This is a genomic window from Caballeronia sp. SEWSISQ10-4 2 (genome assembly GCF_030464885.1).
GTDB lineage: Bacteria > Pseudomonadota > Gammaproteobacteria > Burkholderiales > Burkholderiaceae > Caballeronia.
In genome coordinates, this window is record NZ_JALPRJ010000027.1 from 1 (window position 1) to 21,864 (window position 21,864).

Below are 21,864 nucleotides of genomic sequence, written 5' to 3' on the forward strand. Positions count from 1 at the left end.
TACATACATGTATAAGTGTTCCTAAGCCACTCAGGCAATCATCTGGCGCGCTGTCCATCTCCGGCCTGAAGGCCGAGGTCTTTCGCGCAACCTGATAATGCGGCGAGCGGAACCGCCGCCGGCGTGCAGCGCAGCGCCGAAACCGCCGTGCGCGGCGCGATAGTCGAATTGGGCGGCGGTTTCACGGTCCTTCGCCGGCCGCGGGCAATCGTCGATGTAATCGGCGGCCTGCGTTATCTCGGCGCTAATGGAACGCTCGATGCGAGCTTCGAGCTGCCCGGCGGCGGTACGCGCGGCGCGCATACCTCGCAGAGCGCGGACATCGTGAACGGATTCGCCGGCGTGCACGGCCGGATCGCGATGACGCAAGACGGCCGCTGGTATGTGCCGTTTTATCCGGATGCCGGCACGGGCTCGTCGAAGGTGACGTGGCAGGCCATGACGGGCGTAGGTTATGTCATGAAATGGGCCGACGTCAGTCTCGCATATCGCTACCTGGCGTTCCACGGATCCAACGATCAACTCATGCAGACCGTTCGCATGAGCGGCCCAAGCCTGGGCGCAACCGTCCGGTTTTAATCGGCCAGCCAGTTCAGTTGGCGACTTCCACCCGATTGCGCCCGTCACGCTTCGCCCGATACAAAGCAAGATCGGCGGCTTCGATCAACTGTTTAACCTCTTCGCTTGGCTGTGGCACCTGCATGACGCCGCCTACGCTGATCGTCACCCGTTCGCTGGCTGAACCCGTGTGCGGGACGGCCAGCGCCTCGACCGCCATGCGGATCTTTTCGCCGAGCAGACGCAAGCCGCCCGCCGACGTGGACGGCAGCACTACCGCAAATTCCTCGCCGCCGAAACGCGCGGCGAGATCGGCGGGACGGTTCAGGCTCGATTCAATCGCGCGCGCGACGAGCTTCAGCACGTCGTCGCCGGCGACGTGGCCGTACGTGTCGTTGTACGACTTGAAGTTATCCACATCGATCATCAGGAAGCCGAGCTGCGACTGGTCGCGTGCAGCGCGTTTCCACTCGGCGTTCATGTAGTCGTCGAGACAGCGACGGTTCGATAAACCCGTCAGCCCGTCCGAATTCGTCAGGCGCTGCAGTTCCAGATTGGTTTCGAGCAGTTTCTGCTGCGACTGCCGCAATGCGCGGTACGCCTCGTCACGCTGCAGCAAGTTCAGATACGAGCGCGAGTGATAGCGAATCCGCGCGATCAATTCGATGCTGTCCGGCAACTTTACCAGATAGTCGTTAGCGCCCGCGGCAAACGCTGCGCTCTTGATGCGCGGCTCTTCCTTCGTCGACAACACGATGATCGGAATATCGCGCGTCGACTCGTGCTCGCGGTATTGGCGCACCAGCGTCAGCCCGTCCACGCCGGGCATGACCAGATCCTGCAGGATTACGGTCGGCCGCGTGGTCTGGGCGACCCGCAATGCGTCCTCGGGATTCGCACAGTAGTGGAAATCCAGCCGCGGCTGATCCACCAGCGCGCGGCGCACCGCTTCAGCCACGATCGTCTGATCGTCGACGAGCAGCACCATGACCGGGCTCTCGGCCGCGCTAGGTGCGTTCAGCGCATCGGCGAGCAGGTCGGCGGCCGAACGGTCCTCGGCGGCGGCATCGAGAGGATCGGCCGGGCTTTCCGGATTGGCTTCCGAACTGGCCTGAGCGCGTCGTGCGCGCTCGGCCAGCGGATCTGCATTTCGATGTTCCATGGCTGAATCCTGTTCTGTATCGAGTTCGAGCGCCTCATTTGCGCGACGATGCGAACGCCTTCTGCAAGGCATTCGCGATATTCGGGAGCGGCAGGATAGCCACCGCCGCATTGAGCGCGGCGGCCGCTTTCGGCATGCCATAAACGGCGCATGTCGCTTCGTCCTGCGCGATCGTGTAATAACCCTTGGCGCGCATGGCGGCGAGGCCCGCTGCGCCGTCGCGGCCCATGCCGGTCAGCAGCACGCCGACGGCATTGCCGCTCCAGCGCGCAACTACGCTCTGGAAAAATACGTCGATGGACGGCCGGTATGGCGTCGCCAGCGGCTCTTTCGTGTAGGCGAGCCGATTGCCGCCGCCGAAGAAATGCAGGTGATCGTTGGTCGCGGCGAGCAGCACGCAGCCAGGCACGGGCCGGTCGCCCTCGCGAGCCACGCGCACGGGCAGCGCCGACTGTTCGTTGAGCCAGTCGGCCATGCCGAGCGCAAACGCCTGATCCACGTGCTGGACGATCACCGTGGCCGGTGCGAAGTCAGCCGGCAGCGCGGCCAGCAGCGTCGCCAGCGCGCTAGGACCGCCCGCCGACGCGCCAATCGCCAGCAGGTCGGTGTCGGAGGTGATACGCGGTGCCGCCGCGACCGGATTCGCGGCGGCTTTCGTCACCTGCTGGGCGCCAATCTGGTCGATCTTGGCGATCAACGCCGCGATCCCGCGCTTCGCGTCGGGGCCCGAGAGCACAGGGGTATCGACGGCATCCAGCGCGCCTGCACCCATCGCCTCATAGACGCGCCACGCGTTCGCCCCCACGTCCACCGTCACGATCAGGATTGCGCACGGCGTCTCGCGCATGATCCGCCGCGTGGCCTCCGTGCCGTCCATGTGCGGCATCACGAGATCCATCAGCACGACGTCGGGTTTCTGCGCCGTGCAGTAGTCGACCGCCTGCGCGCCGTCGGTCGCCACCCAGATCACCTCGAAGTCGCGCCGGGTCGCCAGCGCCCCGCGCAAGGCATCCACTGCCAACGGCATATCGTTCACGATCCCGATCTTCATCGCTCGTCTCTCTCTTTTTAGTGGTCTCTCACGACTGCGCCTCGCCGATCAGGTCGCGCACTGCATCGAGCAAGGTCTGGTCGTGGAAGCTGCCCTTCGCCAGATAGTAGTCCGCGCCGGCATCCAGTCCCCGCTGGCGGTCCTCCGCCCGATCCTTGTACGACACGATCATCACCGGTGTCTCGCGCAGATGCGGATCGCGCCGGATCAGCGTGACCAGTTCGATGCCGTCGAGGCGCGGCATGTCGATATCCGTGATCACGAGATCGAAGCGATCGCTGCGCACCGCGTTCCAGCCATCCATGCCGTCGACCGCAATCGTCACGTCGTAACCGCGCCCGGCCAGCAATTTGCGTTCGAGTTCGCGCACGGTCAGCGAGTCGTCCACCACCAGCACGCGTTTTTTCGGGGTGGCGACCACACGCGCCGCGCCCTGCGAGACACGCCCGAGTTCGCCGTCGACAACCAGCTTTTCGACCGCGCGCAGCCAGTCGTCGAGATCCGCGATCAGCAGCGGATCGCCGTTTTCCATCAACGCGCCCGCCGCGATGTTCGGCACCTTGCCAAGACGTTTATCGAGCGGCTGCACGACCAGCATGCGCTCGCCGAGAAAGCGGTCGACCACCACGCCGTAGCTCACCGCCCCCTGCCCGATCACGACGACGTTAAGCGTGTCGCTGACGGTTTCGAAGGTGCCCGAGCGGAGAATCTGATGCGCGGTGATAATGCCTAACCGCCGGCCTTCGAACGCGAAATGCTGATGCCCTTCGAGCAGATCGATCGATGGCCGCGGCAGCACCAGCGTACGCGTGACATGCGCGAGCGGCAGGCCGTACGGCTCGCCGTCGACTTCCACGATCAGGCTTCGGATCACGGAGAGCGTCAGCGGCAACTGCATGACGAAACGCGTGCCGGCGAGCGCTTCCTGTGTGACTCGCAGACTGCCGCGTACCTGGCGCACGACGTCCTGCACGGCATCCAGGCCGACGCCGCGGCCTGAGACGTCGGTGACGGTGTCGCGCATGGAGAAGCCCGGCAGGAACAGGAATTCAAGTAGTTCGGCATCCGAAAGACGCGCGGCGGTGGCCTCATTGGCCAGGCGTTTCTGGACGATGGCGCGGCGCAACGCGGGGAGGTCCACGCCGCCGCCGTCGTCGCTCACGCTGATGAAGAGCGAACCCGCGCTATGGCGTGCTTCCAGCGTGATCGTGCCTTCAGGCGGTTTGCCGAGCGCCAGGCGCAGCGACGGCGCTTCGATACCGTGATCGACGGCGTTACGCAACAGATGGCCGAGCGGCGCTTCGAGCAAGTCGAGGATGTCGCGGTCCACCCCCGTCGATTCACCGACAATGACGAACCGCACTTGTTTATCGAGCGAACGCGCGACGTCGCGGACCATGCGCGCAAAACCGCCGGTGGCGTCAACGAACGGCCGCATCCGGCACTCGAGCGCTTCGTCGTAGAGTTGCTGCGACAGGTGCGTCGAGCGCCGGTCGTAGTTTTCCAGTTCGGCCAGGCGCTCGCCAAGCTGACGGTGCGCTTCAGCATTCAGACGGCGAACTTCATCGAGCGCGTCCAGCGTGCGGGAATCGAGTGCCGCGGTCGGGGCGGCCATTGAAGTCGGGGCCGAGGTCGAAGCCGAGGTAGCCGCTTCGGTCAGCGATTCGTGCAAGAAGTCGAGCGCCCGGCTTGCGTCGCGCTGGATGCGCTTCACGCGCAACATGGATTGCGCGAACGGTTTGAGCCAGCGCGATTCAACCAGCGATTCACCCGAATGGCTCAGCAAGCGGTCAAGCGTATCGGCACGCACGCGCAGCATGCGGGCCGGCTCGCGCAGTTCGGCGGAGCGGACAGGCTGGTGGGTGGACTCCAAGGTTTCCGTGACTTCGGCGGTTTCCTCAACCGGCGCGGCGAGTGTTAATTCAGCCGATAAATCAAAGTCGGCATCTGCCTTCGGTGCTTCAAAAAAAGATGCAGATGAAGGCGCGGCCACGCCGTTCATGCGCGCGTTCAACTGGTCGACGAACGCATCCACGTTCGTCTGCGACACCGTTTCGTCGCCGGAAGCATGACCAATCTGCACGATCAGATCGACGCCGCTCAGCAGCACGTCGATCATGGCGGCATCGACGCTCACGCGCCCTTGCTGCGCGCCGACGAAGCAGTCCTCCATCACATGCGCGAGGCTCACGCCGGCCGGCACACCGACAATCCGCGCTGCGCCCTTCAGCGAATGCGCCGCGCGCATGCAGGCCTCGAGCGTCACCGGATCGCGCGGCGCGCGTTCGAGCGCGAGCAGGCCGTCGCTAAGAATCTGCCCCTGCGCACGCGCTTCCTCGCGAAACAAGTCGATGAGCGACGGCTGGCCGCGGCTTGGCCCCTGGCCTGTTTCAGCACCGCTCATGTGAGGCTCCGGTTCAAGGTCTCGAAAAGTTTGGCCGCGTCCAGCAGGCCCACCGTCACGCCCTTCCACGCCGTCACGGCCACGGCGTGCGACGCCGACATGCTGGCGACCGTCGCCGGCACTGCCTGGAAATCGGCGCGCGCGAAACGATGCACGCCATCGACCGCATCGACGGGGAACACGATCGGATTGCCGAGATCACCCCGCTGACCCTGCTCGCCGCCCGGCTCGACGACCAGCAGGCGCGCGAGATCCCGGGCATCGACGCCTTGCTGCGTGCCCGGTCGCCGGCCATCCTGCCCGACCTCCGATGCGATCCCGAACAAGCGCGCGAGCGACGCACACACAAGCAAGGTCCCGCGCACGTTCACCACGCCGAGCACCGCCCGATGGCGCCGGTGCGGAAGCGAGTGAATCGGCCGCAACTGCGCGACTTGTTGAAAGATCGCCGTGGGCAAACCCAGCCACTCATCGCCGATACGAAATACGAGCCACGACGTGGCATCCGCTTGCCCGGCAGCGTATTCGCTCAGCGACTGCGTCGTCGGCCGATGCACCCCCTCGCGCTCGATGGAGGAATCAGCGGCTTGGTCACGATCCAGCACGCGCGCCGCGGCGGCATCGTGTACAGGACAATTCCGGCAATGGATGTAACCCGCCAGACGCGGACAAGAACCATCGCCCCGAACGCCGATGCGGTTCCAGCAGTCATCGATAGCCGTGTCAAGCAAGGGCAAGGGCAACCGCTCAGCCGGAGCCAACGCTGCTTCAAGCCGCTCGGCAGTTTCATGAAGCTCAAGAGGAGCGTCTTGTTGGTCGCGCGGATCACTCATGGCGGCCTCCCGATACTCGCTCGGCACGCGCCAGCAGCAATTGCGCGCCCGTCCGATCGCCTTCCAGCCCAAGCACGGCTGCGAGATGCGTCAGCGCTTCACCATGCTCCGGATCCAGGTACAGCGCACGCTTGTAAAAACCTCTCGCCTCGGTTTGCTCGCCCTGAGCATCTGCGATCACCCCGAGCAAGTAGTAAGCGTCGGCGCTGGTTGGATGCGCCTCAAGATACCCGCGCGTCATGTTGGCGGCTTCGAGCAAAGCGCCGGTGTCGGCGAGCGCATGGGCCTGTTTGAGCAGGTCCGGTTTAGCGGCAGGCCCGGCATTCGTCATCGCTATGTCGGAGGTTGCTCGCGGCGCAGTCGCAACAGACGAGCCGGATGAGAACGAGCGCCCGTGTGCATCGTTCGCATGCGCGCCTGACCCGGTGCGTTGACCGAACACAGTGGCCACGGCCCGGCTCAATCCGGCAACCGGCACCTTTGACGTTGTTGCACGCGTCGCCAGCTCCATTGCCCTTTCAGCGCTGGCGATGGCCGCGAACAGCGCACGCGACCGGTCTCCCAGAACATGCTCGCCCCGTCCGCGCCCGCCAGCAAACCCCGGCAACGCACCGCCCGCCAGTCCGCCCTCGGGCCGTGTGAACGCGAACGCCAGCGGCAGCTTCGCCGACGCCATGCCTTCGCGCATCATCAGCCCGGTCTCGGCCGGTCCAACGAACAGCATCCCGCCGGGCGCAAGCAAATTGTCGAGTACCCGCATCGCCGTATGCTGCGTCTGTCGGTCAAAGTAGATCAGCACGTTGCGGCAGAAAACGAAATCGAAGGGTTCGAGCGTCTGGGGATCGAGTGTCAGCAGATTCGCCTGGCGAAACCGCACGCGCTCCGACACCACAGGCAAAAGCCGCCATTGCTCGCCAACCGGCGCAAAAAAACGCTCGCGAAAGCTGAGCGCGCGGCTGCGGAACGCGTTGCCGCCGTAATGCGCACGACCGGCGATCTCGAGCGCGCGGCCGCTGATGTCGATTGCATCGATGGAAAAACGCTCCGGCGCAATACCCGCTTCGAGCATGGCCATCGCGATGGTGTAGGCCTCCTCACCCGTCGAACACGGCATGCTCAGGATCCGCACCGGCTTGAACGGCTGGTCGAGCAACCGGACGCGCGCCAGTCCGACCAGCGCGCTGAACGCTTCGGCATCGCGGAAAAACCACGTCTCCGGTACGACCGCCGCCTCGATCAAGGCCTGCAATTGCGCCGGCACGCTATTCACCACGAGCCAGAACGCTTCGATGCTCGCCCGCGACGGATCCAGACCGTCGGCACCGGCCGCACGCCACGCGGCAAACCGCTCGGAGACCACGCGTTCGATCCCTTTCTCGCCAATAGACGCTGGATCCAGACCGATCGTGCGCTGCAACAGCGCGGCGAACTGCGCGACCTGCGCATGTGGGAGCGGCTCGCGACGGCTCTCATAGATCTCCTGGATCTTGTGAAATGCGTCGGCGGCGCGGCGGGCCTGATCGGAGATGAAAGCGCGCTTCATGCTTCACTCTGCGTGAAGAGTTGCGCCTGCACATGTTCCGGCAACAGATGTTCGATGCGCACCCATTGAACGAGGCCTTGCTCGTCGCGTGCAAGCGGCCCGAGATAACGCGCGTCCGGCGCTTCAACGCCCGCGTGCCGGAACGCGGCGCTATCGAGCGTTAGCATGCGCGTGGCGCGCTCGAGCAGGATGCCGAGGCGCCGGTACTCGACGCCCGTGATGCTGTCATGCGGGTAATACACCAGCGCCAGGCGCGTGGAGAGACGTTCGTGCGAACGCCGGCCGAGTGCGAGTGCGGCCAGATCGATGACCGGCACCGGCAAACCTTCGTACTCCAGCACGCCCGCGACCCACTCCGGCACGCCGGGCATCGCCTTCAGCGGCACAAGCGAAAGCATTCGCTCGACCTGGGAACTGTCGATCACGTAGCGGTCGTTATCGAGCGTGAACTGGACGAAGAGCATGGTCTCAGCAGCCGGACAAACGATCAGAAAGCGCGCGGGTCACGTCGCCACCTTAAAGCGTGACACACCGGTACGCAGGCCATTGGCGGTGTGCGTCAGGTCGTCGATAGCTTGCGTCGACTGGCGCAGCGACTCGGCCGTCTGCTGCGCGGCTTCGGACAATTGGGCGAGCGCCTGCGTGATCTGGTCGGCGCCGGTCGCCTGCGTCTGCATCCCTTCATTGACCATCACGAACCGCGGCGCGAGCGTTTGCACCTGCTGGATGATCTGCGACAACTGTCCGCCGACCTGCTGCACGTCCGTCATGCCGCGCCGGACTTCCTCGGAGAACTTGTCCATGCCCATTACGCCCGCCGCCACCGCCGACTGGATCTCCTTCACCATCTGTTCGATATCGAAAGTCGCCACCGCCGTCTGGTCGGCGAGACGCCGGATCTCGGTCGCGACCACCGCGAAACCGCGCCCGTATTCGCCCGCTTTTTCGGCCTCGATCGCCGCGTTCAGCGACAGCAGGTTGGTCTGGTCGGCGACTTTCGTGATGGTGGCCACCACCTGGTTGATGTTGCTCGCGCGCTCGTTGAGGATCGCAAGCTTGCCGTTCACCGATCCGGCCGCCTCCATCACGAGCCGCATGGTGTCCTCCATCCGCGTGAGGCCCAACTGACCCGTGCCGGCCAGCAGCGCCGATTGCTCGGCCACGCCGGACACTTCGTTCATCGTGCGCACGAGATCGCGGGATGTCGCAAAAATCTCCCGCGACGTCGCGCCGATTTCGGTCGTCGTCGCAGCGGTTTCGCTGGCCGTGGCCTGCTGTTCGCGAGCGGTTGCGGCAATTTCCGCCACCGATGTGGTGACCTGCACCGCCGACTTCTGGGCCTGTCCGACAAGACCGGTCAGTTCGTCAGTCATACGGTTGAATCCTGCTCCGAGCGCGCCGAATTCATCCCCGCGCTCGAGACGCAGGCGCTGCGAGAGGTCGCCGGTGCGCATTGCGTCCACCACTTCCACTAGCCGCTCCATTGGCACGGTGATCGCTCTTAGCAGAAGGAAACCGGCCCAGGCCGCCGTCAGGATGGTCGCCACCAGGATCACCAGCAACGTGATCTCAGCCTTGCTGACAGACTCGCGAATGCTCTTCGACGAGGCCGTCTGCTGATCGTTGTTGTGCTCGACGAGCGCCCTCACCACGGTCCGGCCCGTTTCCCAGACCGGCGTGAGCTGGGTGTTGAAGACCGCTGCGGCAGCCTCTTTCGACGCCGGCAAATCGGCCATGATCTGCGCCTGGACCGGCGCGTAGAGGGAGCGCTGCTGCTTGAAATCGGTGAAGAGACGGCGGTCGGTGTCTTCAAAGACCGTGGCCGCGTATTGGTCGATCAGCTTGTCGAGCGATTCGCGGGTTTCCGCGATGCGCTGCGTGTCGCGCTGAACCTGGTCAGGCGCGTTATCGATGAAAATAAGCCGCTGTGTCACCGTGTAGTTCTCGAACCACGCTGCACGGATGGTCGTCGCGAGATACACGCCCGGGGACGAATCCTCTTCCTGGCTGCGCGCGTCCCGGTCGATGGCGCCGAGCAGGATGTATGAGCACACGGCCATCACCAGCATCAGCGCCAGGATCACGCCAAAGCTGGCAAGAATTCGATTTCGTATGGTCAACTGCTTCACGCATGAACCTTTTCAGTAAGGGTGGACATCGGTGCACAGCGCACGGATCGAGCAGGGTGCGGCGCAATTTTAAGACGGAAAACGAAACGGTTTGCGGATAAATGCGAGCGTTTGTCTTTTAGCTACTAGGCGAGCTGCAACAGGCAGCCAAGTTGTGCACAGAAACTGGGGAACACCCTGTTGACAACCTTCTGACAAACACCCGAACGCGTTGAACGCAAACGGTTTTCAGGCATCGCTTCAAAGTGCGCCGGGCGTGTCCATTCGATGGTTTTATCGCAAGAAGTTGTGCACACAAACTGTTGAAGGATCTGTGGACAAGCGTGAGGTTAAGTTTGCAAGTCTTTGATAAATAAGCGTAGTTCTGAATCGATTCGATTTGAACCACGCACAACGGGCCATTTGGCCGCGGCGCGGGTCCTGCAACGACCGGCGACTTATCCCCGGGAATTGTGGGCAGGGTTGTTATAAGCACGGGGCTGAACGCTTAAGTCACTGACGCAGCACGGTTTAATACCCGTGACTCAAAGGCGTCTTGTTGACGCCAAGGTTTCAGGGCAGGCGGAATGCCGGCCGCTTCGCCCGCGCGACGGGGATCGCGCCCGTGCGGCGGATCACGTCTCGAATCTGTGTGAGCAGATCGTCGGCTCTATATCGATCGTCGTGGCTAAGGCGCTCAGCGATGGTCTCGAATGCCCGGTCGATACGCAGCAGGATCGCTTCCGCCTCGGCGCGTTTCAGGCCCAGGCGTTCGCCGTACGCCACGAGCTGTGCGGGAACGGGAAAGACTTTCGATTTATTCAGGTTCAGCGCCATCCGGCCGTCGAGCAACGAATAGACGCCCGTGCAGACGACATCGTAGATGGGCGCCAAGCGACGCGGCCCGGTGGGATCGGCATAGACAATGCCGATATTCTTCATGTGCGCGTCGCCGTCGCGAAGAAAGCACGACAGCGCGACGCGCTCGAACAACCGGATCGATTGCGCGCGGAAATCGGCGCCTGTGTAGACCTCCACCGCCCGCGCGATCATTTCGTAACTGCCGCGGTATTTGTCGTTTCCGGTCAGCACGCTCATGTCCTCGAAGCCGAGCGCCGTGCCGTCCGGCGCACGATCGAAGCGCGCCATGACGAACAGCAGGCCGTCGTTGGAGAGCCAGAAATCCGGTACTTCGAAACCCGCCTCGCGCGCCACCGACATGCACAGGAATTCGTTGCGCGCGACCCCTGCATAGTCGTCGCCCTCAGCCTTCACGATGACCGTGGTGAGCGGCAAGGCCGCATGCGCGTCGAGCGTGGTTACGCTTGTGGAAGCATCGGAAACCAGCGGCACCACCGTCTTCGGCTGCACGCCCGAAATGCCCGAACCCAGCGCATATTTGCTCACCAGCCGCTCGAACAATTGTCCCGATGGCGACGACAGCAGCTCGTCCAGGCGCTCACCCTCGCCTTCGGGCACCGTCTCGCCGTGCAGCGCGTAGGTGAGTCTGCCGATCTGGTTTCGCCCGGCGAGGAACAGCAGGAACATGTCGCTCGGGGTGCCGAAACGCGCCAGTTTTTCTTCGATGATGTATCGCAGATAACCTTCCGGGCGATTCATCGCGAATATGTTCATCAGCGCGCCGCTGCTATAGCTCTTGCGCCGCACAGGCATGGTGAGCGACACAGCCGCGTCCGGCTCGACATCGCCGTAATTGAAGACGAAGGTGCTTTCCTTGGCCAGCAAACCCGCTATGCCCTGAGGTGTGTGGACGTCGAGCTGGCGGATTTTGTCGAAGAGCTTTTCCAGGTCGAACGGCGGCGCAGGTTTAAGCGATGACGGCGTGCTCATTCTTCCTCCCTGAAGAAGAAGTCCAGGTCTTCGAAGACCACCGTGTCTTTCGGACGCAACGTGAGGTCGTAGCCGAGCGCGTTGGCGATCCGGCAAAGCTCGTGAACTCCGACGTTCTGCCCGCCTTCCGCATTGGTGATTGTGCGCCGGGAGACACCCGCACGATCAGCCAGCGTTTGTTGACTCATACGGCGTTCGCGCCGGAGCGAGCGGAGTTCCGCTGCCAGACGTTCGAAATTGCTGATGGGGTCGGTATATTTGCGCGTCATGATGCGTAAATATAATCTATTTTCAAATTTTGCGTATTATTATGCGCATTTTTTGCTGTGACAAGCATGGTTTATATACCTTCATGATTGAGCACTATTGTACGCAAATTATACTGAATTGTTAAAAATGCGCGCCAAAATGCGCATTTTTACTGAAATGAATGTGTAGATTTGGTGGCCCAATGCAAGAAGCCCCGCTTCGCGGGGCTTCTTGCAAACATAGACGGATGGCAATCTCGACGCCATTATCAGCTCCCGCGATAGAGCGCCGCACCGGCCGGGGCGGATGCTGCCGGCCGGGCCCGGCCCTTGGCGCCACTGGATGACGAAGACGACGCAGCCGCCGGATTCGCCACACCTGGTTCCATATACCCCGGCGCACCCTTGGCCTTTTCCTTCTGCCCGGGCGGCGGTGCGCTCGGTGCGGTACGCATGTCGGCGAGCATCTGCGTGCACGGCAGCGGTTTGTTGTTACTCGGCGCGATCAACGGAATCAGCGCGGCAAACGGGTTGAGCAACCCGAGCCCGACCGCCGCCGCGCCACGCGCGGCCAGCGCGCCGGCGCTCACGCCCACATGCGGGTCCTTGAACGTCCCCTTCACATACAGCGGCGAGCGCAGCGAGAACACCCGGAAACCCTTGGTGTGCGGATGAATATTCAGGTCCATCTCTTCGGTCTTGAGATTCACGGTGCCGTCCATGTTGATCACGGCGTCGTCGGTATCGAGGGCGAACACGCGCGATTCGAGCACGCCGTTGGTCGCCACGAAATCCGCGGCCGCGCAATTGATCTTCACATCGCGTTTGCCGAAGAGCTTTTCGTAGACCGCGTTCGCCACGTTCAGCCCAGCCGCTTCCATATACAGCCGGCTGACGGCGCCGTCGGTGATCAGTGCCTTGATCTCGCCGTTCATCGTTCCGGCGAGTGCGGCCGGCGAATTGCCCGTCGCCGATAACGCCGCATCCCCGTTCACTTCACCCAACGCGGTCTGCATCGTCTTGACGGTCGGCAGCAACTCCTTGAGCTTAAGATGCCGCGCCGATGTCGAAAAACGGCCCTGGAGCGGCTCCGTGCTGCCGTCGAGATGAATGTTCGACGACAGCGTTCCGCCCGCCACGCCGAACGACAACGGTTCGAACGACAGCACGCCGTCCTTCATCATCAGGTGCGTGTAGAGGTTGGTGATAGGCAGCGCCGGGTCCTTGATGATCTTGCGGCCGGTGAACTTCACGTCGGCATCGATTGTCTTCCAGCGATCCGTCTTGAACTCCTCAGCCGGCAGCGCCTTCGACGACGGCTGTTTCTCCGTGTCGCCGCGCTTGGCTTTGCTGGCGTTCGAATCGGCGCCGATGACCGGAGCGAGATCGGAGAACTGCAGCAGGTTCGAAACCAGTTCGCCAGACAACAACGGCCGCGGCTCGCGCCCCACGAACGTCAGCGATCCGTTCAGGTCGCTGCCGCCCACGCGCCCGGTGAAGTTTTCATACCTGAAGACGTTGCCGCCCGCCTTGAACTGGCCGACGAGCCGCCCTTCCGTTGCATACGGCGGCGTCGACGGCAGCGGCACCCCGACGATCGGATACAGATGCTCGAAGCTCACGCCCTGCAGCCACAGGCGCAAATCGAGCGCCGCGAGATGCGCGGGGTCCGTCACGGTTCCCACAAACGCTATATGCGTATCGCCGATACGAACATCCGCCTGCACGGGGAACGGGCGCATGGCGTCCTGCAGCGCGAGCACGCCGCCCACCTTGCCGTCGCCGGACACCGCCACATTGTTGTATTTGCCCTTCACCGACCAGCCGATGCCATAAGGTGGCACGGTTGGCTTAGGCCCGTCCTTGGTGGTGATGCTGGTGTTTGCGGAGACGCTCGCCGGGTTCGGCGCGCTGGCATTCGCGGCGGCCGCCGCCGACGCAGCGGATGCGGCCGCGGCTTCCGATGCCGCGGCTTTATCGACTTGCTGGTTCAGCTTGTTCGCGCCGCTCTTGCCGACCATCTGGGCCGACGATTTCTGCGATGCCGCTTCTTGCTGCTTCATGACATCGCCGATGGGAATCATCTGGCCGAGCGTGGTCACGACGGCTTGCATGTCCGCTTTCGTGATCTCGTCGGCGTAGGCGATGGTGCCATTGTTCAGGCCGATGTCATGCAGTTGAAGATTCCAGGCCGACGGTTGCGTCGACTGCTGGAACTTGAACGTCCAGCTGTTGCGGTTGTCCTTGAGGCGTTCCAGATCAACCGATGGATTCACCAGGTTGATCGATGGAATCACAATGTTGCGCGCGAGCAGCGGCAGGATCTCGACCTGGAAATCGATCTCGTCGAGGGTCGCGAAAAATTTCTGTTTGGTCCAGTCAGGGTTTGCCACCGTGATTTTTTCGGCCGAAAAACGCGGCCAGGGAACCCAGCGGCGCCAGCCGGTTTCACCGGACGGCCGTTGCCAGCCGACCTTCAGGTCGCCGGTAATCTGGAACTGCCGCCCTATCGCCTGCGAGACTTTATCGTCGACCCAGGGGCGGGCCCGGTTCCAGTCGAAGGCGAGAAACACGATCACCAGCACAGCGATCAGGACGATCAGAACCGCAATGATCCAGGCGACTATTTTTCCGATTTTCCGGCCAAGCGCCATAAAGGCTCCATCGTTATTCTTGAGTTTGTCTTGAGTTTTTCTTGATTGACACGCGCAGCACACCCCGTGCCTGGCGGATGATACCGGCCAGGTCCGCATACCGGCGAGACCGGATGAACCCACCGCTCGCGACGTTTAGAAAGCGCGATCCAAAACACACGCACAAACACGCGCAGCTAAGTCCCAAGCATCGCGTAAGGACGGGTGATTTATGATTGCGCTCCGAGATCATTCCCCGAGCATGTCTTCGCCATGTCCACACTCGCCGACACGCCGCTGATTCGCGCCACTGCCCTCACGCGCCACGATCCCGTGCGCAACACGAGCTTGCTGCACCCGACCACGTTTATTTTATCCGGTGCTCAGCGCGCGGTTATCACGGGACCATCGGGATCGGGCAAGAGCGTGTTCCTGCGTGCGCTTGCGCTGCTCGATCCCGTCGACGGCGGTGTCATCCAGTGGCGTGGACGGGCTATCGCGCGGGGGGGAATCCCGGCTTACCGGCGGCAGGTTGCCTATATTGCGCAACGCCCGGCCATGCTCGATGGCAGCGTGGAAGACAACCTGCGTTATCCGTTTTCGCTGAAGGTGTATCGCGACGTGCGCTTCGATCGTGAGCGTGTGGTGGAGCTGGCGCGCCGGGCAGGCCGCGACACCGATTTCCTCGACAAGCGCGCCAGCGAGCTATCGGGTGGCGAAGCGCAGATTGCCGCGTTGATCCGCGTGTTGCAAGTGGACCCCGACGTCCTGCTTCTCGACGAACCGACTGCATCGCTCGATCCTGCTTCGGCGCTGGAAATAGAAGCGCTCGTGAGCGCCTGGTTCGCCGATGGCCATGGCGAACGCGCCAGCATCTGGGTGTCGCACGATCCGGCACAAGCCAAACGCGTGGGCGACCGTCAGCTCGTCATGACTGCGGGGACTTTGTCATGAGCGGCTATCAGAGCCTGAGTCTGCTCGACATCGCCATTGCGGCGGCGTTGATCCTGGTGAACGGAGTGTTGTCGGTTGCGTTGAAGCTCGACCTGGAACGCAAGCTGGTCTGGGCGGCGGCGCGCAGTGTCGTGCAGTTGCTCGTGATCGGTTATGTGCTTGGATGGGTCTTCCGGTTTGACCGCTGGTACGTCGTAGTGCCGTTGATGGCGTTGATGACACTGATAGCGGGACTGTCGGCATCGAACCGCGGGCGGCGTACGTACGTCGGGCAGCGCGTGGATAGTGTCGTGTCTATCTGGGTGAGTTCGTGGCTGGTGGCCGCAGTGGGATTGTTCGTCGTGATCCGGATTCATCCCTGGTACGAACCTCAATACGCGATACCGATTCTTGGGATGATCCTCGGCAACACGCTAACGGGTGTATCGCTGGGCATCGAGCGGATGACCGAGGAACTGACGGCGGGACGAGGTGCGGTGGAGATGTCGCTGGCGCTGGGCGCTACACGGTGGGAAGCGGCGCAACGACCGGCGCGGCAGGCGGTGCGAGCGGGAATGATCCCGACGTTGAACCAGATGACGGTAGTGGGACTGGTGAGTCTGCCGGGAATGATGACGGGCCAGGTGTTAGCGGGTCAGTCGCCGCTGCAGGCGGTTCGCTATCAGATCGTGATCATGTTTTTCATCGCCGCCGCCTCGGCTCTCGGAACCGTGGGCGCGGTGTTATTGACCTACAGGCGGTTGTTCTCGCCGGAACATACGTTCATGGCGTCGAAGCTAATAGAGAGGGAGAAGCCCAAGCGCGGATGAAACGAAGAGGGACAAAGGGACCATAGAGTCCCCGAACTCAAGCGCCGCCCGGCCGCCGCGCCAAAGCATGAATCAGCGATTCGAGCCGGGCGAAGTTGACCGGCTTGGTGAGGTGATCCATGAACCCGGCATCGCGGCATCGGCGGATATCTTCGTCCATGCCGTAGCCGGTAATGGCAACCGACGGTTTTCCCGGCTGCAACTCGGTCCACGCCCGGGCGACGTCGAGGCCGCTGCCATCGGGCAGACCGATATCGCTGACCAGAAGATCGAACACTTCGCTGCGGGCCAAAGCAAGCGCCTCGGCGACGGTCGTGGCAACCCCGACCTGATGCCCGAGCACCTCCAGCACCTGTGCCATGGCCGACGACGTGTATTCGTTGTCCTCGACGAGCAGCACCTTCAACGACCGCACGATCTCATCCGGATCCTGAGCCGCGCGAGGCGAAGTTTCGTCTTCGGTCGCCGCCTTGACGAGCGGCAACGTCAGCGTAAACCGTGCCCCCTTGTCGCGCCCTTCGCTCTGGGCGGTCAACGTTCCACCGTGCTTCATCGCAAGCGTACTGGCGATAGCCAACCCCAGCCCCAAGCCGCCAAACGCGCGCGTAATGGAGTCATCGGCTTGCTCGAAGGCCGAAAAAATCCGCGGCAACGCTTCGGCACTAATCCCGATACCGCTATCGGTCACCGAAATCGCGATGGTCGACGCATCCGGATTCCACGTCCGCACCGCGATACGCCCCCCCGCCGGCGTGAACTTCACCGCGTTTTTCACCAGGTTCCACACGATCTGCTGCAAGCGCGCGGCATCGCCGAAAACAAGCGTGGACGCGGCGCCCAACGTGGTTTCCAGCGTCAGTCTCTTGCCGCGCAAATCGGACTCCGACATATCGAGCGCGCTCGACATCAGCGTCTCCAGCACCACGTTCGCAAAATTCAGCGAAAGCTTGCCGCGCGCGATACTGGTCAGGTCGAGCAAATCGTCGATCAAGCGCGCCTCCAGCTCCACATTGCGCCGGATCAGTTCGAGCGTGGCCTGCGCATCGGCGGGCAGCGCGTGGCGTATTTCGAGCAAACGCACGGCTGCGACGATCGGCGTAAGCGGCGTGCGCAACTCGTGCGAAAGGACCGCCAGGAAGTGGTCTTTCGCCCGGTTCGCGGTCTCGGCCTGCTCCTTCGCGACGCGCAAGGCATCGGCGGCCATATGCTCTTCGGTGACATCGCGGATGATCTTCGAATAACCGATCAGATCCCCGTTCTCGGCGCGAATCGCCGTCGTCACTCCCGACGCGAAGAACGAGCGTCCGTCCTTGCGCCAGAGCCAGCGGTCGTCGCTCGCACTGCCTTCGACCTGCGCCGTTTCCAGTTCCTTCGCAAACACATTGGTGTCGCGATCTTCCTGGCCGTAGAACACCTCGGCGGACTGGCCGAGCACATCGTGCGGCGCGAACCCGAGAATCCGCTCCGACGCCGCGTTCCACGTCCGGATCCGGCCCTCCTGATCGAGCGTGATGACAGCGTAATCCTTCAGCGCATCGACCAGCAGGCGGAAGTGCGTTTCCGTTTCCCGCAGCGCGCGTTCGACCGCAATGCGCTGCTGGCGCTCGGTGCTTTCCGTCAACGCGCGCCGCACGACGGCGGGCAGCCGCTGCAAGCGTTGCTTCAGGACGTAGTCGGTTGCGCCGCGCTTGAGCATGTCCACCGCGTGCTCCTCGCCGAGCACGCCCGAGACGAAGATGAACGGCGTATGCGGCACCCGCTCGCGGGCAATCGCCAGCGCTTCGACGCCGGAAAACACCGGCATCACGAAGTCCGCGAGGATCACATCGAAGTCGGATGCCTCGAGCGCCGCGATGAAACCCTGCTCCGTGTAGACAATCTGCACGTCGACTTTGTAGTCGGCGCGCTCCAACTGGGTCAAGGTCAGTTCCGCGTCGAGCGCGTTGTCTTCTACGAGAAGCAGATGCAAGGGCTGCATGGTCTGGGCACTCAGGCGAACCGGCGCGCGCGATACTGCCGGGTGGCTCGCATCGGGCGAAACAATGAATGGACCAGCGTGCCCGGACCGGAACACCGAGCGCCGTGCAGGATGAAGAAGACAGTGTGCACCAGATTCATTCCGACGCCGGTTGACGGCGAACACGCGTGGAACCGGGCGGCGGTTCGTTCAGCACGGCCCAGAACACGCCGAGATCGGCAATCGCTTCCACAAATTCGTTGAACCCGACCGGCTTCACCACATCAGCGTTCACGCCAAGCGCGTAGCTGCGCACAAGATCCTGCTCCTCGCGCGACGACGTAAGCATGACCACCGGAGCCGACTTCAGCGTGTCGCTGGAACGGATGGTTTCCAGCACTTCGAGACCGTCTATTTTCGGCAGCTTCAGGTCGAGCAAAATGACTGCCGGATTACCCGGATTGCGTGCGCTCCAGTTACCTTCGCACCGCAGATAGTCGATCGCTTCCTGACCGTCGCGCGCCACGATCACTTCATTGGCAAGCTGGCTCTTGTCGAGCGCCATGAGTGTCAGTTCGAGATCGCTGGGATCGTCTTCGACAAGCAAAATGGGTTTCAGCATAGTCCTGAATGACAGGTTTAAAGAAACGTTGGCAGGGGCGATCGATCAAGTATTGCACCTTCACCTCGACGATGACGGCAGTTCCGGTTTGCGCCGCTTGCCAGCTTCGGTTTCAGTGCGTCCGGGGTCGGCCCTGAACACTTTCGGCAGCGAAAAATGGAACACGGCGCCTTCGCCTTCGCGGCCTTCGGCCCAGGTCCGGCCGTCGTGCCGCTCGATGATCCGGCGCACGTTCGCAAGGCCAATGCCGGTGCCGTCGAACTCTTCCGCACGATGCAGCCGCTGGAACACCCCGAACAATTTGTTCACGTACTTCATATTGAAACCAACGCCATTGTCCCGCACGCTGACGATGTATTCGTCTGTCGTCGAATTCACCGACAACTCGATTTTCGCCGATTCACGTGTCCGCGTATATTTCACCGCGTTCGAGAGCAGATTGCGCAGCGCGATCTGCAGGAACGCCGGATCGCCGGTCACTTTGGGCAGATCCGGGATGATCCATTCCACCTTTCGGTTCGCTGTCTCGGCCCCGAACTCCTGCGCGACCGATCTCACCAGCTGGTTCAGATCGACGACCACCGGGCGCAACGCGGCGCGGCCCATTTGCGAAAACGTCAACAGATCGTCGACCAGCACGCCGGCGAAACGCGCCGAATCGAGCATGTTGTTGAGAAAACGCTTGCTGCGCTCAGACAGCTTCTCCCCTTCGTTCTCCCGCAGCAAATCGCCATACCCGGCGATATGCCGCAGCGGCGCGCGCAAGTCGTGCGAAACGGAGTACGAAAACGCCTCGAGCTCCTTGTTTGCGCGACGCAGTTCGTTCGAGAGTTCCGCCAGTTCCTCCGCGCGGCGCAGCACGATGTTGAGCAGCCCCAAGCGAAATTCACCCGCGATTTCCAGTTCCACCGGACGCCAGTGGAGCGAGCGGTTGCGCACGGTTTCAAGCCACGGGGCAAAGTCGCGGCGCGGCGCGACGCTGCCGTCCTGGCTCGACACGCGCTTGACCGGCTCGCCCGCCCACTTGATCGTGCGCGTAGTTTCGGGACGGAACCAGATCACGTAATTGCGGAAAATCTGCGAGATCGGTACGGCCAGGATGCCGCTCGCGGTGTCCGTGTGATGGGATGCACGCGGCCACACTTCCGGCAGCGCATCGGTCGCGTAGACGCCCATTGTGCTCGACGCAAGCCACTGCGCGAGCGCAAGCACAGTGTCCTGATCCGGCGTAGAACCGACGAGCGTGGCTTTCCCCTCGACCACGATCGCGGCACCGGTCGATCCGGCGAAACACAGCAAGTCGGCGGGCGCGGCTTCGAGACCGGCAAGATAGTCATCCTGCTCGGCCAGGGTGCCGATGAGGCGTGACATCGTGCGCCGCAAGCCCAGCAGATACGCGGTCTCGGCGCGCTCCTCCTTCGCCTCGATCTGCAGCGACAGGATCTGCCCGAGGTGCTCGATCGCCAGGCGCACTTCAAACGGCACGAGGCGCGCGTCGTGGTCGTGGCACGAGATCAGGCCCCAGAGCTGCCCGCGCACAACCAGCGATACCGACATCGACGCATACATGCCCATGTTGCGCATGTACTCGAGATGGATCGGCGAGAAGCTGCGCAGCGCGGCATAAGTCAGGTCGGTCGGCCGGCCAGTCGCGGGGTTCACTGGCGGCACGAGCCGCGCGGCTTTCGCGTCCACATTCGCGACGAGACGCACGCGCTGTTTCACGTATAACGCGCGGGCCTGGCGCGGGATGTCGGAGGCGGGGAACAACTGGTTCAGGAATGACGCGTAGCCCTCCTCTATATGCTCCGACAGCACCTGGCTGCGGCCCTCGTCATCGAATTTGTAGAGCAGCACGCGGCCGAAACCCGTCATCGCGCGCACTTCGCGCACGGCGAGGTCCGCGAGTCCGACTATAGTCTCGACGTCCTGCAGACTGCGCGTGAAGGTGCGCACGAGCGGATACATCGATGCAAACACGTCCGCATTCGGATGCCACGTCACTTCAAGTTCGACGATCAGGTTGCCGTCGTGCCGGTGCATCGTGATGTCGAGTTCAGGGCCGTCCATCGTCGCGGCTGCGCGGTCCTGCGGGGCTTCGCGCGGGCTGAAGAGCGGGTTCGCCACCGAGCCGATATAGAGCGGCGCTTCGTCAAGCATGGTCGTGGCCGCGGCATGTGCGACCCGTGCCGCAGCCGCGCTACCAATCAGCACGTCTACGGGCTCGCCCAGCAATTGCTCCACTGGCCTGCCCACAAGCGCCGCGACGTTCTCGCTGGCTTGAAGGACGGTGAGCGTGCCGGAGAGGCACAGCAGATAACCGTGCGGCTGGATGCCGCCGGGGATATGAATCGGCTCGGCGTCGCATTGCGCGTTCGCCGCATCCGCGGCCGGTAACACCGGCTCTGACTCACTGCTCATGCCATTGCCCCTGACCCTGTGCGAACCTTGCCGAGCCAGTCGTGCAAACCCTCGAACGTGGCGATCGCGGCATCGACTGCCACGTCGGCCTGCTCGGCCGGCACGTTCGCGCGCACGGTCTCGCGGAAGACGTTCCACATGCTGCCCGTGCGTAAGCCGTAGCCCTCGAAATAAGCGTTGCCGCGGCCGCTTTGCAGACCGAACAATGTCGCGACGTGCGGCGCGATAAAGCGCCCTCCGAGCGTCGAGCCCTCCATCACGTACATGGAACCGAATACGCGGCCGATGCTGTCCATCGCCGGCAAGCGCTCAACTTTTGTCACCGCGCTGGCGCGAGCGTTGTCCCCGGTCAGAAACGTCAAATCCGACGCAAGCAGCGACGCCTTGCGCCGTCCTTCGAAAAACTCGCGCAGCGGTGCAGGCATGGCCGCCGCAACAGAGTTCTCCCAAGGTGCAACGTATCCATAAAAGCTTTCAAGCAATGCAACGTAATCCTCGCGCGGCCACTCAGTGCGCATGAGGTCCAGTGCGTTTTCCAGCCGTGCATGACACTCGGCTGTTTCGGTTTTCAGACGGGACATAAGATCGTATTGCATGATCCGTTCGATAGGTTGCCGCGCGAGCGTGCCGCGATGTTGACCCGAATGCCAGGTGCTGAGTACCGGATACCGGACCGGGCGGGCGGCGTTGCGTCAGTTCGTGATGGCTGC

At 63.0% G+C, this 21,864-nt stretch carries 17 protein-coding genes; 3 read left to right on the plus strand and 14 right to left on the minus strand.

Annotated elements, in window-relative coordinates; translation table 11 throughout:
- Nucleotides 1-123: 123 nt before the first annotated feature.
- Nucleotides 124-579, plus strand: coding sequence for a hypothetical protein (locus M0D69_RS19260; protein WP_301783543.1), 456 nt, complete (start codon nt 124-126; stop codon nt 577-579).
- A gap of 13 nt (nt 580-592) precedes the next feature.
- On the opposite strand, the gene M0D69_RS19265 is transcribed toward M0D69_RS19260, so the two are convergent.
- The 10 genes from M0D69_RS19265 to M0D69_RS19310 form a co-directional block, all read right to left on the minus strand.
- Nucleotides 593-1,720, minus strand: coding sequence for a diguanylate cyclase (locus M0D69_RS19265; protein ID WP_301783544.1), 1,128 nt, complete (start codon nt 1,718-1,720; stop codon nt 593-595).
- A gap of 34 nt (nt 1,721-1,754) precedes the next feature.
- Nucleotides 1,755-2,771, minus strand: a complete 1,017-nt coding sequence (locus M0D69_RS19270) for a chemotaxis response regulator protein-glutamate methylesterase (RefSeq protein ID WP_301783545.1) — start codon at nt 2,769-2,771, stop codon at nt 1,755-1,757.
- A gap of 28 nt (nt 2,772-2,799) precedes the next feature.
- Nucleotides 2,800-5,175 carry a hybrid sensor histidine kinase/response regulator gene (locus tag M0D69_RS19275; RefSeq protein ID WP_301783547.1) on the minus strand — a complete coding sequence of 792 codons (2,376 nt, stop codon included), beginning with the start codon at nt 5,173-5,175 and terminating at the stop codon, nt 2,800-2,802.
- Nucleotides 5,172-6,008, minus strand: coding sequence for a chemotaxis protein CheW (locus M0D69_RS19280; protein WP_301783548.1), 837 nt, complete (start codon nt 6,006-6,008; stop codon nt 5,172-5,174). The genes M0D69_RS19275 and M0D69_RS19280 overlap by 4 nt, the downstream gene beginning before the upstream one ends.
- Nucleotides 6,001-7,551 (minus strand): protein-glutamate O-methyltransferase CheR, encoded by a 1,551-nt coding sequence (locus M0D69_RS19285; RefSeq protein ID WP_301783549.1) that lies wholly within the window; start codon nt 7,549-7,551, stop codon nt 6,001-6,003. Before M0D69_RS19285 ends, M0D69_RS19280 begins: the two co-directional genes overlap by 8 nt.
- A complete protein-coding gene (locus tag M0D69_RS19290; protein ID WP_301783550.1) occupies nt 7,548-8,015 on the minus strand; it encodes a chemotaxis protein CheW in 468 nt (155 codons plus the stop codon). The genes M0D69_RS19285 and M0D69_RS19290 overlap by 4 nt, the downstream gene beginning before the upstream one ends.
- Before the next feature lie 39 nt (nt 8,016-8,054).
- Nucleotides 8,055-9,620, minus strand: a complete 1,566-nt coding sequence (locus tag M0D69_RS19295; protein ID WP_301783622.1) for a methyl-accepting chemotaxis protein — start codon at nt 9,618-9,620, stop codon at nt 8,055-8,057.
- A 612-nt stretch (nt 9,621-10,232) separates the two neighbouring features.
- The gene (locus M0D69_RS19300) at nt 10,233-11,510 is read right to left on the minus strand and encodes a type II toxin-antitoxin system HipA family toxin (RefSeq protein WP_301783551.1); all 1,278 of its coding nucleotides are present in this window, start codon (nt 11,508-11,510) and stop codon (nt 10,233-10,235) included.
- Entirely contained in the window at nt 11,507-11,779 is a 273-nt protein-coding gene (locus tag M0D69_RS19305; protein ID WP_301783552.1) for a helix-turn-helix domain-containing protein, read from the minus strand. The genes M0D69_RS19300 and M0D69_RS19305 overlap by 4 nt, the downstream gene beginning before the upstream one ends.
- A gap of 248 nt (nt 11,780-12,027) precedes the next feature.
- Nucleotides 12,028-14,412, minus strand: a complete 2,385-nt coding sequence (locus M0D69_RS19310) for an AsmA family protein (protein ID WP_301783553.1) — start codon at nt 14,410-14,412, stop codon at nt 12,028-12,030.
- Nucleotides 14,413-14,664: 252 nt separating this feature from the next.
- Between M0D69_RS19310 and M0D69_RS19315 the strand changes: the two genes are divergently transcribed.
- Nucleotides 14,665-15,345: an ATP-binding cassette domain-containing protein gene (locus M0D69_RS19315; protein ID WP_301783554.1), complete on the plus strand. Its 681-nt coding sequence runs from the start codon at nt 14,665-14,667 to the stop codon at nt 15,343-15,345.
- Complete coding sequence (gene fetB / locus M0D69_RS19320) at nt 15,342-16,154, plus strand: iron export ABC transporter permease subunit FetB (protein ID WP_301783555.1); 813 nt, start codon at nt 15,342-15,344, stop codon at nt 16,152-16,154. Before M0D69_RS19315 ends, fetB begins: the two co-directional genes overlap by 4 nt.
- 37 nt (nt 16,155-16,191) lie before the next feature.
- Here fetB and M0D69_RS19325 read toward each other — a convergent pair whose 3' ends face one another.
- The 4 genes from M0D69_RS19325 to M0D69_RS19340 all read right to left on the minus strand — a co-directional run bounded on the left by M0D69_RS19325 (nt 16,192) and on the right by M0D69_RS19340 (nt 21,750).
- On the minus strand, nt 16,192-18,132 hold the full coding sequence (locus M0D69_RS19325; RefSeq protein WP_301783556.1) for a response regulator: 1,941 nt from the start codon (nt 18,130-18,132) through the stop codon (nt 16,192-16,194).
- Nucleotides 18,133-18,268: 136 nt separating this feature from the next.
- Nucleotides 18,269-18,733: a response regulator gene (locus M0D69_RS19330; protein WP_301783557.1), complete on the minus strand. Its 465-nt coding sequence runs from the start codon at nt 18,731-18,733 to the stop codon at nt 18,269-18,271.
- Between the two features lie 60 nt (nt 18,734-18,793).
- The gene (locus M0D69_RS19335; RefSeq protein ID WP_301783558.1) at nt 18,794-21,154 is read right to left on the minus strand and encodes an ATP-binding protein; all 2,361 of its coding nucleotides are present in this window, start codon (nt 21,152-21,154) and stop codon (nt 18,794-18,796) included.
- Nucleotides 21,151-21,750 carry a biliverdin-producing heme oxygenase gene (locus M0D69_RS19340; protein WP_301783559.1) on the minus strand — a complete coding sequence of 200 codons (600 nt, stop codon included), beginning with the start codon at nt 21,748-21,750 and terminating at the stop codon, nt 21,151-21,153. The genes M0D69_RS19335 and M0D69_RS19340 overlap by 4 nt, the downstream gene beginning before the upstream one ends.
- Nucleotides 21,751-21,864 lie beyond the last annotated feature (114 nt).